The organism is Sphingobium sp. LB126, assembly GCF_002795205.1.
Classification (GTDB): domain Bacteria; phylum Pseudomonadota; class Alphaproteobacteria; order Sphingomonadales; family Sphingomonadaceae; genus Sphingobium; species Sphingobium chungbukense.
The window spans coordinates 344258-357381 of record NZ_NETV01000003.1 but is presented as its reverse complement, the minus strand read 5'-3'; the positions used below and the strand labels follow the sequence as shown (position 1 = coordinate 357381).

Sequence of the window (13124 nt, the reverse complement as noted above, 5' to 3'; positions counted from 1 at the left end):
TGCCCCCTAGTAACAAGGCCATGGAACCGCACCCTCTCCCCGACGAAACCGTTTCGATTTCCGCCGATACCGGCGCCCTCGCGCCCGACGCCGCGGGCGGATTGATCGGCGCCGTCGTGGCCATGCGCGCGGGCGAGCGTATCACCCTCAACGAGGATCTCATCGCCGCCTATCAGGCGGCGAGCTCGCCGCATTCGATCCGGGCCTTGCACTCCGATCTCGAGGCGTTTGACCTCTGGTGCCGCCGCACCAACCGGATCGCGCTGCCGGCGACGCCCGAAGTGGTGACCGCCTATCTTGATGCGCGGGCAGGGCAGGGGGCGAAGCCCGCGTCGCTCAGCCGCTACAGGGCCTCGATCGCCAAGATCCACCAGCTGGTCGATCTGAAAGACCCGACCCAAGCGGAATTGGTCAAGCTGCGGCTGCGCGCGATCCGCAAGGCGCAGGGCAGCGCGCAGCGCCAGGCGCGGCCGCTGCGCTTCAAGGGGCCGGTGCGTGATGTCGCCGCCGATGCGCCCCGAGGCTTGAACATTCGCGCGCTGCTCGACAGCTGCGGCGAGACGCTGCCCGAACTGCGCGACCGGGCGCTGCTCTCGACCGCCTATGACACCGGGCTGCGCGCCTCGGAGCTGGTGGCGATCGCGGTCGAGCATATGCTGGAGGCGACCGACCCCGAAGCGCGGCTGCTCGCGATTCCGCGGACCAAGGGTGACCCGGAAGGCGAGGGGGCCACCGCCTTTTTAAGCCCGCGCAGCGTGCGCGCGATCCTGGCTTGGCGGCGGGCGGCGGACATCCACGACGGCCCGCTGTTCCGGCGGGTCCAGGTACGCCACGTGAAAGCGCGCGCGGCGGTGCCGGGGAAACCCCAAAGCCCGCATCGGCGCGGAAGGCAGAATGGTGATCAGCCGGACCGAGGGCACGCCCGCGCAGCCAGCCCGAACCGACTATGATGTCGGGGCAGGGGCGTTGCACCCCGGTTCGATCGGGGCGCTGTACCGCGCGATCATCCGGCGGGCGTTCGCGCGCGGCGCCCTGCCTGACCTCACCGCCGATGATCTGGCCCGGCTGCTCGACGGGATCAGCGCCCATTCGACGCGCGTGGGGCTCAACCAGGACCTGTTCGTCAGCGGCGAGGAGCTCGCCGGCATCATGGACGCGCTGCGCTGGAAAAGCCCGCGCATGCCGCTGGCCTATAACCGCAACCTCGCCGCCGAGCAGGGGGCTGCCGGAAGACTGATGCGAAAGCTCGAATGAGGATGGTCCAAATTCGACCTGCGGCTCCCCGGCAAGCGATGGGTAATCGCAGGGCCCGGTTTCGCGAAGTGCGCTGGGATATGCTATTGGCATAGGCCAAGGAGTTGCAATGAACGGCCAGCGCCACGTCAAGCTGTCCAAGAATGGCCGCAGTCAGGCAATCCGCATTCCGGGCGAGTTTGAGCTGCCAGGCGAAAAAGCGATCATCCGCAAGGATGGTGATCGGCTCATTATCGAGCCGGCCCCGGTTCTGTCGCTGGCTGCCTATCTGGCTACCCTGGAGCCGATCGACGACGATTTTGGTCCCATCGAAGACGCGCCGCCCGATCCCGTCGACATCTGACCCATGTATCTCCTCCACCCCCACATCCTGTCGGATCGTGAAACGGGATCAGTCGTCGAGATTATGATGTGCGATGGACTTGTCCGACCCGGCGTGCGTCGAACGCCGCAAGCCACTTGGTCCGCACGAGCTCATACAGGCTGGCTGGGAGCAAGCCGTAGGCGACGCCTCCATCCTTCGCACCCGGAACAGGACGAATGTCGGGACCAGGCCATTGGAACCGATTGGCTTCAGACAGGATGATCCAGGAGCGAGCGTTGTCGAGACCAAGGCGCGCCTTGGTCCTTGTGGGAATCTCGACGGCTAGCCGTTCGTCGACGGGCGGTGTGTGGGTCACGGGCAGGACTGTGACGATGTGCTGGCCGTCCTTGGTCGTCGTCGTGAGCAGAACGGCACAGGGCCGATCCTTGCTACCATCCTCGGCGCCGATTTTGGCTTCATGGCTCCAGAGAAAGGAATATCGAATGACAAGGCCGGGAACCGGTACTGGAAGCGGCATCAGTGATCCCGCAATTCATCATCGAAATCGGCAGCTTCGCTCGGCGCGCGCGTCGCCGCAATGGCGGCGCGATCCTCTTCGGTGAAGTCGCCGAGTGCGAGCACCTCCCGATCGCGGCTCTTGAGACGCAGATATTCGGCATGCGACATGAGGACGAGGCTTTCATGCCCATGATGCGTGATGGTGAGCGGGCTTTCCAATGCCTGCCGACTGATGCGACCGAAAGATTTGGATGCCTCGACGGAACTGACAGAATGGGCCATAACGATTCTCCTAGCCGGAAAATACGGAGTTTACGGATAAATAGCAAGACATATTGCGGAGGCTACTGGCACTCAGGACTCGTTCGTTTGCGATGAGGCGCCCCGAGCCATGCCCCATCGCTTCTCGTTTCATCGTGCCATCGAGCACCCACCGAACGGCCGAGCTGGAATCATGCGGCGGGGCCGCTTTTCGGCAAATGGGACATTTTGCTTAGTCCGGTCTGGAGCGATCATCCTTCGAAAGCGGCCGTTCTCGATCCAGATCAATGGCGTGTTGATTGCCGTTGAGAAGTGACCCGGGAAGGGCCCAAATTTCCACTGAGAAGTGACCCATGTTGAACTCACCCCTGGCTTTGACGAGCGAGGGGTCATGGAGTGTTGGACATGGCGTTATTGAGCGTTATCCGGCGCTGGCATTTCCGCGATCATCTTTCGATCCGCGAGATTGCGCGGCGTACCGGGCTGTCACGTAATACGATCCGTAAATATCTACGTTCGGACACGGTCGAGCCGCGGTTCAAGGTGCCCGATCGCCCAAGCAAACTGGACCCGTTCGCGGAGCGGCTGTCAGCCTGGCTGAGACGGGAGATGGGTCGGACCCGCAAGCATAAGCGGACGATGAAGCAGTTGCATGCTGATCTGGTCAGCCTGGGCTATGATGGCTCCTACAATCGGGTGGCGGCCTTTGCCCGGGACTGGCGCGATGATTATCGTCGTGAGCAACAGATGAGCGGGCGCGGGACATTCGTGCCGCTGTCCTTCGCACCGGGGGAAGCATTCCAGTTCGATTGGAGCGAGGATTGGGCGATCATCGGCGGCGTGCGCACCAAGCTGCAGGTCGCCCACTTCAAGCTCAGCTACAGCCGCGCCTTTCTCGTGCGGGCCTATTTGCTCCAGACCCACGAGATGCTGTTCGATGCCCATAATCATGCGTTCCGCGTGCTGGGTGGTGTTCCGCGCCGGGGCATCTATGACAATATGCGCACCGCCGTCGATAAGGTCGGGCGCGGCAAGGAGCGGAACGTCAACACCCGCTTCCTCACCATGGTCAGTCATTATCTGTTCGAGGCCGAGTTCTGTAATCCGGCAGCAGGCTGGGAAAAGGGCCAGATCGAGAAGAACGTCCAGGATGCCCGGCATCGGCTATGGCAACCCACGCCGCAGGCGGAAAGCCTGGATGCTCTCAACCTATGGCTGGAGGAGCGCTGCAAGGAGCTGTGGCAGGATATCCCGCACGGGATCGAACCGGGTTCGGTCGCCGATGCCTGGGCCGATGAAGTGGAAAGCCTGATGCCGATGGGCAGACCGTTCGATGGCTTTGTCGAACATGGGAAACGGGTCTCGCCAACCTGCCTGATCCACCTGGAACGCAACCGTTACAGCGTGCCGGCGTCGTTCGCCAATCGGCCCGTCAGCCTGCGGGTCTATCCCGATCGCTTCCTGGTCGTCGCCGAAGGGCAAGTCATATGCGAGCATCAGCGCATTATCGACCGATCCCATGATGGGCCGGGGCACACCGTCTATGACTGGCGTCACTATCTGGCGGTGGTTCAGCGCAAACCCGGCGCCCTGCGCAACGGCGCGCCGTTCCTCGAACTGCCCGAGGCCTTCCAGCGGCTGCAACGGCATCTGCTGCGCAATCCCGGCGGCGACAGGGAAATGGTCGAGATCCTCGCCCTGGTTTTGCACCATGACGAAGAGGCGGTGCTGACCGCTGTCGCCCTGGCGCTGGACGCGGGCGTGCCCACCAAGACCCATATCCTCAACCTGTTGCACAGGCTGCTCGATGGAAAACCGCTCTCGATGCCGCCGGTAACGGCGCCACAGGCGCTGAGGCTGGTCAGCGAGCCAATGGCCAATGTCGAGCGCTACGATGCCCTGCGCCGGGAGAACCGTCATGCGTCATGATCCCGCCACCGGTGCCCTCGTCGTGATGCTGCGCGGCCTGAAAATGCCCGGCATGGCTCAGGCCGTGACCGATCTCATGGCTCAGGGATCGCCCGCCTTCGAGGCGGCCGTGCCGATCCTCTCCCAGTTGCTGAAAGCCGAGACGGCCGAACGCGAGGTGCGATCCGTTGCCTATCAGCTCAAGGTTGCGCGGTTCCCCGCCTATCGCGATCTCGCCGGCTTCGACTTTGCCAGCAGCGAGGTCAACGAAGCGCTGGTGCGCCAGTTGCACCGCTGCGACTTCATCGATGTTGCCGACAATGTGGTGCTCGTTGGAGGTCCGGGCACCGGGAAGACCCATCTCGCAACGGCGCTGGGCGTTCAGGCGATCGAGCATCATCGAAAGCGGGTCCGCTTCTTCTCTACGGTCGAACTGGTCAATGCCCTGGAACAGGAAAAGGCCCAGGGGCGCGCCGGGCAGATCGCCAACCGGCTCGTCCACTCGGACCTCGTCGTGTTGGACGAACTGGGTTATCTGCCGTTCAGTGCCTCCGGCGGCGCGCTGCTCTTCCACCTGCTGAGCAAATTATACGAGCGCACCAGCGTCATCATCACCACCAACCTGAGCTTCAGCGAGTGGGCCACCGTGTTCGGCGACGCGAAGATGACCACAGCGCTCCTCGATCGGCTCACCCATCACTGCCACATCCTGGAGACCGGCAACGACAGCTTCCGGTTCAAGAACAGCTCAGCCCAGCAAGCCAGACCCAGAAAGGAGAAACCCGCACCTTGACCCACATATGACATCCGAAACATAACCATCAGGCGGGTCACTTCTCGGTGGAAATCCCGGGTCACTTCTCAACGGCAATCAACACCATAATCGACCGGTATCGGTCTTGCCCTTTGCCATGACCGGCACGGTAGTGTCGTCGCCATGCACTCGCTCGGCGGCAAAGACATGGGCCTCGATCAGCCGGAAGATGGGCATCAAGGCAAAGGAAGCCGCACCGACCTGGTCAGCGAGCGTGGAGACGCTCAGCGGCACACCTTCGCGGGAGAAACGTTCAGCCTGGCGGTTGAGAGGCTGGTGCTGCCCGTACTTCTCGAACAGCAGCATGGCGAGGAAGCTTGGTCCGGCCCAACCGCGCGGCACGACATGGAACGGCGCCGGCGGCTGCGTGATCTTCTCACAGGCACGACAGGAGAACTTCTCGCGCACGGTCTGGATGATCTTCCAGGCGCGCGGGATCACCTCCAGGGTCTCGGTCACATCCTCGCCCAGCTTCGACAGGCGCATGCCGCCGCAGGCCGGGCAAGAACAGGGCGCCGGGACGACGACGCGCTCGCGGGGCAAATGATCGGGAAACGGCTTCCTGACCGGCCTCTTGCGTTCGAAAGCTGTGACGTTCGTCGCCTTTGCCGCGGCGGTCTCGGCGGTCAGATCATCTTCGGCGGCGTCGGCTTCCAGATCTTCGAGCTCAAACTCCATCTGGGCAAGCAGCCGGTGGGTGCGTTCGGCGCTGGGGCCGTACTGTTCACGCCTGAGCTTGGCGATCTGCAACTTGTAGTGGGAGATCAAGGCCTCGGTGGCGCTCTCCCGGGCACGGGCATTGGCCAGTTCAGCCTCGGCACTCGTCGCGCGCTGTTCGGCCGCATCTGCGCGCTGCGTGCTGAGCCGGACCAGCGCCTTGAGCGCTTCGATGTCGTCAGGCAGGGGCGAAACGGCGGCGTCCACAACCGGGATGGAATCACAGAAAACCGCCCGGTTGAAGCGGAAAATGCGGCTTGATGAAGAAAATCCGCGCTTATCCCGCGCTCTGCGGGCGCCAGCTATATTGCGGGTTCCGCCAGTCCACTCCGTCCAGCAAACAAGCCAGCTGTGAGCTCGTCAGAGACACCACGCCGTCCTTCGCAGAGGGCCAAATAAACTTGCCACGTTCCAACCGCTTCGAATAAAGCGACATCCCGAGGCCATCGTGCCAGATTATCTTCACCAGCGACCCGTTACGACCGCGAAAGACCCAAAGATCGCCGGCAAATGGGTCTCGCGAAAAACTTTGCTGCACCATCGCCGCGAGGCTCTGCATCCCACGACGCATATCGGTATGGCCCATTGCGATCCACACCCGTGCGCCTGCTGGGATCATCGCAAGACCTTCAGCGCCGCCGACACCAAGGCAGGTGATGCCGCAGCTGATATGCTCACGCGTCCCTTGCCGCCGAGATCGACGATGATCACCGGCATCCCGGCCTGTTGCGCGCCTTGCTGGGCGCCATTGTCCACCACCGCCTCGGCGAACTCGGTCAACACAGGCACCTGCCGCAGCCTGCTGCGCCACGTGTAGATCCGCGCCGTGGAAATGTCGTGCCGTCGCGCCACGGCCGAAACGCTGGCTCCCGGCGCAAAGGCTTCCGCCAAAATCTGCAGCCGTTCCTCATCGCTCCACCGCCGCCGCCGTTCCGGCCCGGTCATCACCGTTATCTGCCCCATGAACCGCTCCTAAGCCTACTCTCGAGAGCATTCTTAAGAGCAGTCCACTACCTCACGACAAGGCGGCGGCCGCCGGATGGATACGTTGATATGACCTCGCTCAATCCGCTGCGGCCTTCCAAGACCGTGCTTCGCACGTTGGAGCGCCCGACCCGAACATCAGCATGGGGCCATGACCCCGGTACGGAGGCAAAGCAGGCTTGACTGAAACTATAGCCAAACGATGCAGATGCTCCGCACAACCTTAGAATTGATTTGTGAAACTACTATTCGGTCCAGCGTTATACCAGCCGGCAAGTTCAGCGGGTTCGTCGATATCGAAGCCAAGGCCCGGCCGAACGATCGCTAAAAGGGGCAAGGCGAGGCGAGCGGCCTCGACCCGATGCGCGGCGCAGCTGCCCAAACCATAATGAAAGCGAAAATCGCTCGCTTGTGGCAAAGGCAATGACAGAGCATTAGTGCCCTGACCGCTCTCATCGGGTGCGACTGCGATGGTTCTTGCCGGAATGTTGATCAGAGCGGCGACGTCATCAGTTGCGACCCGGGGCAAGTCGGCGGATAACAGGATCAACCGTTCAATGCCACCCTGTAGCGCTGCATCGCGGGCGCTTGTCGCGGCAGGATTGAGGCCGCCCCCTGGATCGCCGAACAGACGAACTTTGTTACCAAGGGCATGCCGCGACGGGCCAAGTATAAAGGTCCGGTCCGGTCCGGCCACCGCGCAGGCGGCCGTATAGACGCGTTCCAGCATCGCCGCGACCAAATACTGGCGTTCCGCCTCGTCCAAGACCGGCGCAAGGCGCGTCTTGCAATATGCAGGCGACTTGACCGGTATGACAACCCAGCAGTTCATTGCCTCAGGCCAACCGTGCGGCAAGATCCAGGGCGGCGCGCGCAACCCTTACCCTGTCGCCCAGAGTTTTCATAAGCGTGTCGGTGACAGCGTGGGGGATGGCAAGTCCCTCTGCTCCATCGCGCTCATCAACTATGAGGCCGTTGACTATGCCCGCATATTGATTTGCAATGACCTCGTTGCTGATGGCAAGGCCCAGTTCGCCCATCAATTTAGCGGTCGGCCCCTTCACCGCCTGGCCACCAACGATCGGGGACACGGCGATGACCGGCGCGGATGCGGCAGCCAGCGCTTCCCGGATGCCCGGCACGGCCAATATCGGATCGATGCTGAGCCAGGGATTGGAGGGCGCGATCACGATAGCCCGCGTCTCTGGGTCACGGATTGCATCGAACACGCCGGGCGCGGGCCGTGCCGCCTCCGCACCCGCAAATCGGATGGCGCGGACGGCAGGGGCGCAGCGCTGCTCTACGAAATAACGCTGGAAGGGCAGTTCGCCCTGATCGGTCATGACATGGGTGGCAACCGGATCGTCGCTCATCGGCAGCATGTTGAGACCAAGCCCCCAACTCGCCGCGAAATGTGCGGTCACCCCGCTCAGCGGCAGGCCCGATGCGCGCATGGATGTGCGCAAGACATGCAGTGCCATGTCGCCATCGCCCAGTAGGAACCAATCTTCGCCCGCCAGCGATTTCAGCGCTTCCATGAAGGTCCACGTCTCGCCCTCACGTCCCCAGCCCTGTGCCTTGTTGGCCTTGCCTGACAAGGTGTAGAGCAGCGTGTCGATGTCGGGCGAAATAGAAAGGCCCAGATGCTGGAAATCATCGCCCGTATTGACGATAGCGGTGATGTTTTTTGGCGCGCAGACCTGCAACAGCCCCAGCACGAGCTTCGCGCCGCCCACGCCGCCAGTCAGGACTGTGACGCGCCCGCTCACTGGAACAAATCCTCGTCCACCGGGCGAACGATGGCGCCAGCACCATTTTCGCCCTCGGGCAGATTCAGGCCGCGGATCAGTGCGGCGGGTACGCTTTCAGCCCCTTCGCCGGTAACAAGCGCGGCGGCGGTCGCGATCTGATCGGCCAGCGCAATCTGGGTTACTTCTAACTGTCGGCCGTCGCGATCCTGGTCACCGCGTCGGTCGACCAACGCCGGCAGCCCCGCCGCCCCGATCGCCACGCCCACAACGCCATGACGCCAAGGGCGGCCGAAGCTGTCTGAAATGACGACCGCCATCCGACTGTCGCTGTGGGAAGACATGGCTTCCAACAATCGTCGAGCCGATCTATCTGGATCGATCGGCAGCAACAAGGCGCGCTCGGTTCCGCCCGGACCGATATTGGACCGGTCAATGCCGCTGTTTGCCATCACATGGCCCAGTCGATGGCGGGTAATCAGAATATTGGGAACGGCCCGGACGATCGCCGTGCTTTCCTGCAACACCAGTTCGATCAGCCGAGGGTCTTTGCGCGTCTGCTCGGCCAGTTCGATTGCTTCCGGGCTGGGCACGACCGTGGCAAGGTCGACCATCCGGCCTTCCATTTTTGACAAAATCTTCTGTGTCACCACCAGCACATCACCGGTCTGCAAAGGCAGCAGTCCTGCCGAGCAAAGGCTGGTTCGCAACAGTGCCGCAAGGTCGTCGCCAGCGGCAATTTCGGGAAGATCGTACAATGGATGAATGGAGATCATTGGGTCCGGTAGCCTGCCTTGGTGCGTTACGGAAGTTAAGAAATGCGGGGCTCGATGCAGCTTCCACTCGCACTTGAAATCAATTTTTACTGTTATCAACCAGCATTGGCCAGGTAGATTTTGACTTGTCCTCACCGAGTCGACCGATTGGTTTGTAGTGGATTAAAGCCGCCACGGCCATATCCAGGTGGGGGGGGCGACACACTCAGGCGAAGTTGCCGCTCATGGACAGAATTGTAGCGCCCAAAACGCCCATGTCATTATCGATAGTTTAATGCTGTCACCCTCCTCGGGAGCGCCGCGTGTATTTCAAGACCGCAATTCCGTGAATTTACATTTGCCGCCCACACTCGAGGCAGCCCGGCGGCAGCTTCTAAAACCATGCGGCCCTCCGTCTTTATTTTGGACAACCAGCAGGCAACCCCGCTCGATCAACCGCCAGTCGGCGCATGCCTTCATAGTCCTGGCCCCACAGACCCATGCGTTGCCGGGCCGCCTGCTGCATCAGCTTCACATAGGCACCGCCAGAATATCGCCGATAGTCTACGGCATAACCCTGCGCCACCATCGTGGCTGCGAGGCTCGCCCCATTTTTCTCCAGGCGGCATGGGAGGTTCAATCGACCATAGCTGGTTGCGGGGCTGCGACACTGCTGTTCCTGGCGAAGCGCGACATCAAACAAGCTGGCTGCACACTCGACGCCCCCATCGCGCTGAACCAGACCTGCCATCGTCTGCGCTGACAGCCGCTTGAGCTGTGGAAGATCATCGTCCGGCGCATCAATCCCAACAGTGCGAACCGTTGATCCCGCTACCTCCAGCGTATCACCATCAATCACTCGGGGTGCTGGATCGATTAATCGCAGCGACGCAATTCGTCCGATCTGCTGCTTTTGCTGTGCCAAGGCATAGACCGACACCGCACCAAACATCAGCGCAAGCATGACCCGTTGATGGTTGGGAAGCCCAGGAAACAGCTTCACTGCGAACGGATCTCACGCAAAAGGTCATTCCAGTCGCCAGAGTGCGGCGGCAGCTTCACATCGAGCTGCCGCCCCTTGTCAGTGAGATGCGGCTCCGCGCGTTCAATGGCGCGCTCTGCCTCACCGCCATGCTGGCTATAGATGATGATCTTGTGGATGCTCTCGGGAATGGTGATGGCCTGATATCGTTCGATCCCCAACACCGGCCACACGAAGGTTTCCGGCTCCAGCATGTTCATGACGCTCGCGGCGTCCTCAACCCCTTCTGCGAGCCGCAATATGCCATCGGCAGGAATTCCACCCCATCGTACGGCGCCACCACCAGGGTTTCCCAACAACCTCTTGGGCTTGGTGATCGCAGCCTTGCCCTTCCCGTCAGCCTGCAAAAAGGTGCGGTGGATGGCGACCACACCGATATCTTCTTCAACCGGAACAATGAGAGCAGGCGCAAAAGCCTTGTCCTCACCGCCGCCAAACTGACAGCGTGCATCAAAGCGGGCGGTGATGCCCGTCGGCACGATCGCCCGACCGCGGATATACCGTTCCGCGAGACTGCCGATGAAGGGATCGGCAAAGCGCCACGTAGATAGCGCCAGCTTATTGAAGTCGGCCTTCCCTCCCTCATGGCGTCGGCCAGGATCATGGCCAGCCGGCGGAGCGAATTGGCCGGTGCGCAGCGCTTCGACAATGGCATCGGAGGTGCAGCCGGCGAAGCAGTGAAAGAGCACTGCTTTGCGGCCGACCCGGACCGACAGGCTGGGATCGCCATCGGCATGGGCGGGACAGCGGCACATGGCGTAATCACCCTGCCATTTGCCGCCAAGCTGTCGGACGATGCGTTCGGCATCTCGTGCCACCGCGTCGGGATTGCGACCGCTCACTGGACCTCCTCTCACTTGCCACTTACCCTAAGGCTAATAAGAATAACGTCACGATACCAGCGATATATATATAAATCGCTGCATGAGGTAAAATGGAACTCGAACTGATCCTGGAACGCGAACTCACATCCCATCGCCCGGTCGCGGGCACGATCACCGACATTCAGGTGCATCAACGGGATGACGATGGCAAGTGGTACATCAACGTCCGGGTCAGCTGGCGCGGTTCGACGCCTTACCATGTCGCACTCTACGATAAGAAAAGAATCCGTTTATATTCAAAGATTTCATCGGCCATTCGTCATATTGTGAACGCCTATGGCTACAGCGCGATGATTGGCGTCAATCCATCGCCTCAATGGAACGATCCATCCCGTTTCTGAAATCGAAAAGCCAGATAATCCCTTAGTTTCAGGAATTTGCGTCATCGGGGCAGGCTAGGCAGTGCCCTGAAAGCGACTTAAGCTGTTTTCCCATAGAGGTGAAAACATGCGAAATCGCTTGTCTATTTCCTTCGGCGTTGCTGCATGCCTTTTGACGTGTGCTACGCCCTATTCGGCCAAGGCCGCCGACAGCACATGGGCTTGTGAGGTGCTGCTGTGCGCAAGCAATCCGGGCGGCTGGATGCAATATGCGCAGTGCGTGCCTCCCATCCGCAAATTATTGCGAAGCCTTGCCCTGGGCGGGGGCTTTCCGACATGCACCGCTGGCGGTGTCAGGGCGGCAAAGTACAGAGAGCCGAAAAATGGGCGACCCGGCACTGTCGTCATGACGATGCAGGACGGCAGCCGGCAGACCTATATTGTCCCGACCCAAGCGGAGGTGGCGCAAGCCGAGGCCACAGCCATTCCGGGTGGGCCGCAATAATGCAGTTCACGACCGCCGCGATCTTGGGGCTGGCCGCACAATGCGCAAGCGGCGTTGCCCCATCCACGATTGCAGCCGTGGTGCATACCGAAAGCAAAGGTTATCAGTTTGCCCTCAACGTCAACGGTGTGGCCCAGCAACCCGATCGCCCGACCAATGCGGCGGATGCGGCGCGCATCGCGCGCAGCTACATCGCCAAAGGCTATTCGGTTGATCTTGGCCTTGGGCAGATCAACTCCAACAATATGAATGCGCTCGGTCTTACATGGGCCAGCGTGTTCGATCCCTGCGCCAATATCGGCGCGGCCGGACAGGTGCTTGCGGGCAATTACCACCGGGTCCGCGACGGCAGGATGCCCCAGGAGGCCCTGCGCGTCGCTCTCTCGATGTACAATAGCGGCAGCCAGATTCGCGGTTTTCGCAACGGCTATGTGCATCGTGTGCTGAGCAACGCTGGCGTCGCCAATGGTGTGACCCCTGTTGCCTATGCCGCGCCGATAAGCGCCGCAGAAGGCGGCAAGGAGAGCCAGCCCCCCACCACGATGCTGGCCGAGTTGGCTGCTGAAAATATGGCCAATGCCGGGCCGACACCGGCGGCATCGCCACCGCCCGCCTGGGACGTCTTCTCCCGAGCGGCTTTCGAGCGTGCCCGTCACGCGGAAATAGGAGGAAGCTGATGAAATTGAGCGCAGTCTCGCAAATACGCGCGTGGCCGGTACGATCGTCCGTCCAACGCTATGTAAGGGGCATGTCACCACTGCAACGCAAGGTGACGTCATTTGCAGCCATAGCTGCTATCGTCAGCATTGCGACGCTCCTGTCTCCCGACCCCGCTTTTGCCCAATCTGCCAATCTGGAGGGCTTCGCCAATAATGTGCTCAGCCTGCTCAGCAATGGCCTGCTGCGCGCCTTGGCGGTGATCGCGGTCATCATCGCGGGCGCGGGATGGCTCATGGGGCGGGTCAACACCGGCGGCCTTGTCACGGTGATCATCGGGATTGCGATCATCTTTTCCGCGCCGTGGATAGTGGATCAGATCGCAGGCTCCGCCTGATAGCCAAGCGGCTCGACACGATGCCGGGCCGCCATTTTCTGAGAGCCAGGAGGAC

18 protein-coding genes and 1 pseudogene are annotated in these 13124 nt (G+C 61.6%); 9 read left to right on the top strand and 10 right to left on the bottom strand.

Features of this window, described 5'->3' with window-relative positions; genetic code table 11:
* Window positions 1-20 precede the first annotated feature (20 nt).
* From CAF53_RS23310 to CAF53_RS23305, 3 genes are all read left to right on the top strand, one after another.
* Window positions 21-950, top strand: a complete 930-nt coding sequence (locus tag CAF53_RS23310) for a site-specific integrase (protein WP_242443590.1) — start codon at window positions 21-23, stop codon at window positions 948-950.
* Window positions 895-1254, top strand: a complete 360-nt coding sequence (locus tag CAF53_RS28395) for a hypothetical protein (RefSeq protein WP_242443589.1) — start codon at window positions 895-897, stop codon at window positions 1252-1254. Before CAF53_RS23310 ends, CAF53_RS28395 begins: the two co-directional genes overlap by 56 nt.
* Before the next feature lie 109 nt (window positions 1255-1363).
* Entirely contained in the window at window positions 1364-1597 is a 234-nt protein-coding gene (locus CAF53_RS23305; RefSeq protein ID WP_100239758.1) for an AbrB/MazE/SpoVT family DNA-binding domain-containing protein, read from the top strand.
* Window positions 1598-1658: 61 nt separating this feature from the next.
* Here CAF53_RS23305 and CAF53_RS23300 read toward each other — a convergent pair whose 3' ends face one another.
* Complete coding sequence (locus CAF53_RS23300; protein ID WP_100239757.1) at window positions 1659-2096, bottom strand: hypothetical protein; 438 nt, start codon at window positions 2094-2096, stop codon at window positions 1659-1661.
* Window positions 2096-2359, bottom strand: a complete 264-nt coding sequence (locus CAF53_RS23295; RefSeq protein WP_100239756.1) for a type II toxin-antitoxin system Phd/YefM family antitoxin — start codon at window positions 2357-2359, stop codon at window positions 2096-2098. Before CAF53_RS23295 ends, CAF53_RS23300 begins: the two co-directional genes overlap by 1 nt.
* A gap of 384 nt (window positions 2360-2743) precedes the next feature.
* On the opposite strand from CAF53_RS23295, the gene istA reads away from it, so the two are divergent.
* Both istA and istB read left to right on the top strand, forming a co-directional pair.
* The gene (gene istA / locus CAF53_RS23290) at window positions 2744-4267 is read left to right on the top strand and encodes an IS21 family transposase (RefSeq protein WP_100239417.1); all 1524 of its coding nucleotides are present in this window, start codon (window positions 2744-2746) and stop codon (window positions 4265-4267) included.
* Window positions 4257-5039, top strand: coding sequence for an IS21-like element helper ATPase IstB (gene istB, locus CAF53_RS23285; RefSeq protein WP_100239418.1), 783 nt, complete (start codon window positions 4257-4259; stop codon window positions 5037-5039). The genes istA and istB overlap by 11 nt, the downstream gene beginning before the upstream one ends.
* Before the next feature lie 84 nt (window positions 5040-5123).
* Here the strand turns inward: istB and CAF53_RS23280 are convergent.
* From CAF53_RS23280 to CAF53_RS23245, 8 genes and pseudogenes are all read right to left on the bottom strand, one after another.
* Window positions 5124-5933: pseudogene (locus tag CAF53_RS23280) on the bottom strand (IS66 family transposase); the annotation flags it as partial.
* A gap of 121 nt (window positions 5934-6054) precedes the next feature.
* On the bottom strand, window positions 6055-6396 hold the full coding sequence (tnpB, locus tag CAF53_RS23275; RefSeq protein WP_031286377.1) for an IS66 family insertion sequence element accessory protein TnpB: 342 nt from the start codon (window positions 6394-6396) through the stop codon (window positions 6055-6057).
* Window positions 6393-6740 carry a transposase gene (locus tag CAF53_RS23270; RefSeq protein ID WP_100239755.1) on the bottom strand — a complete coding sequence of 116 codons (348 nt, stop codon included), beginning with the start codon at window positions 6738-6740 and terminating at the stop codon, window positions 6393-6395. The genes tnpB and CAF53_RS23270 overlap by 4 nt, the downstream gene beginning before the upstream one ends.
* Before the next feature lie 244 nt (window positions 6741-6984).
* Window positions 6985-7593: a 2-phospho-L-lactate guanylyltransferase gene (gene cofC / locus CAF53_RS23265; RefSeq protein ID WP_100239868.1), complete on the bottom strand. Its 609-nt coding sequence runs from the start codon at window positions 7591-7593 to the stop codon at window positions 6985-6987.
* 4 nt (window positions 7594-7597) lie between these two features.
* A complete protein-coding gene (gene cofD / locus CAF53_RS23260) occupies window positions 7598-8530 on the bottom strand; it encodes a 2-phospho-L-lactate transferase (protein WP_100239754.1) in 933 nt (310 codons plus the stop codon).
* Complete coding sequence (cofE, locus tag CAF53_RS23255) at window positions 8527-9285, bottom strand: coenzyme F420-0:L-glutamate ligase (RefSeq protein ID WP_100239753.1); 759 nt, start codon at window positions 9283-9285, stop codon at window positions 8527-8529. The genes cofD and cofE overlap by 4 nt, the downstream gene beginning before the upstream one ends.
* A gap of 397 nt (window positions 9286-9682) precedes the next feature.
* Window positions 9683-10267: a thermonuclease family protein gene (locus CAF53_RS23250; RefSeq protein WP_242443587.1), complete on the bottom strand. Its 585-nt coding sequence runs from the start codon at window positions 10265-10267 to the stop codon at window positions 9683-9685.
* On the bottom strand, window positions 10264-11148 hold the full coding sequence (locus CAF53_RS23245; protein ID WP_237230218.1) for a toprim domain-containing protein: 885 nt from the start codon (window positions 11146-11148) through the stop codon (window positions 10264-10266). The genes CAF53_RS23250 and CAF53_RS23245 overlap by 4 nt, the downstream gene beginning before the upstream one ends.
* 92 nt (window positions 11149-11240) lie before the next feature.
* Between CAF53_RS23245 and CAF53_RS23240 the strand changes: the two genes are divergently transcribed.
* The 4 genes from CAF53_RS23240 to CAF53_RS23225 all read left to right on the top strand — a co-directional run bounded on the left by CAF53_RS23240 (window position 11241) and on the right by CAF53_RS23225 (window position 13069).
* Entirely contained in the window at window positions 11241-11531 is a 291-nt protein-coding gene (locus CAF53_RS23240; RefSeq protein ID WP_066564695.1) for a hypothetical protein, read from the top strand.
* 118 nt (window positions 11532-11649) lie between these two features.
* A complete protein-coding gene (locus tag CAF53_RS23235) occupies window positions 11650-12015 on the top strand; it encodes a hypothetical protein (RefSeq protein WP_197707546.1) in 366 nt (121 codons plus the stop codon).
* Window positions 12015-12692 (top strand): lytic transglycosylase domain-containing protein, encoded by a 678-nt coding sequence (locus CAF53_RS23230; protein ID WP_100239752.1) that lies wholly within the window; start codon window positions 12015-12017, stop codon window positions 12690-12692. The genes CAF53_RS23235 and CAF53_RS23230 overlap by 1 nt, the downstream gene beginning before the upstream one ends.
* Window positions 12692-13069 carry a TrbC/VirB2 family protein gene (locus CAF53_RS23225; RefSeq protein WP_240962546.1) on the top strand — a complete coding sequence of 126 codons (378 nt, stop codon included), beginning with the start codon at window positions 12692-12694 and terminating at the stop codon, window positions 13067-13069. Before CAF53_RS23230 ends, CAF53_RS23225 begins: the two co-directional genes overlap by 1 nt.
* Window positions 13070-13124: the final 55 nt, after the last annotated feature.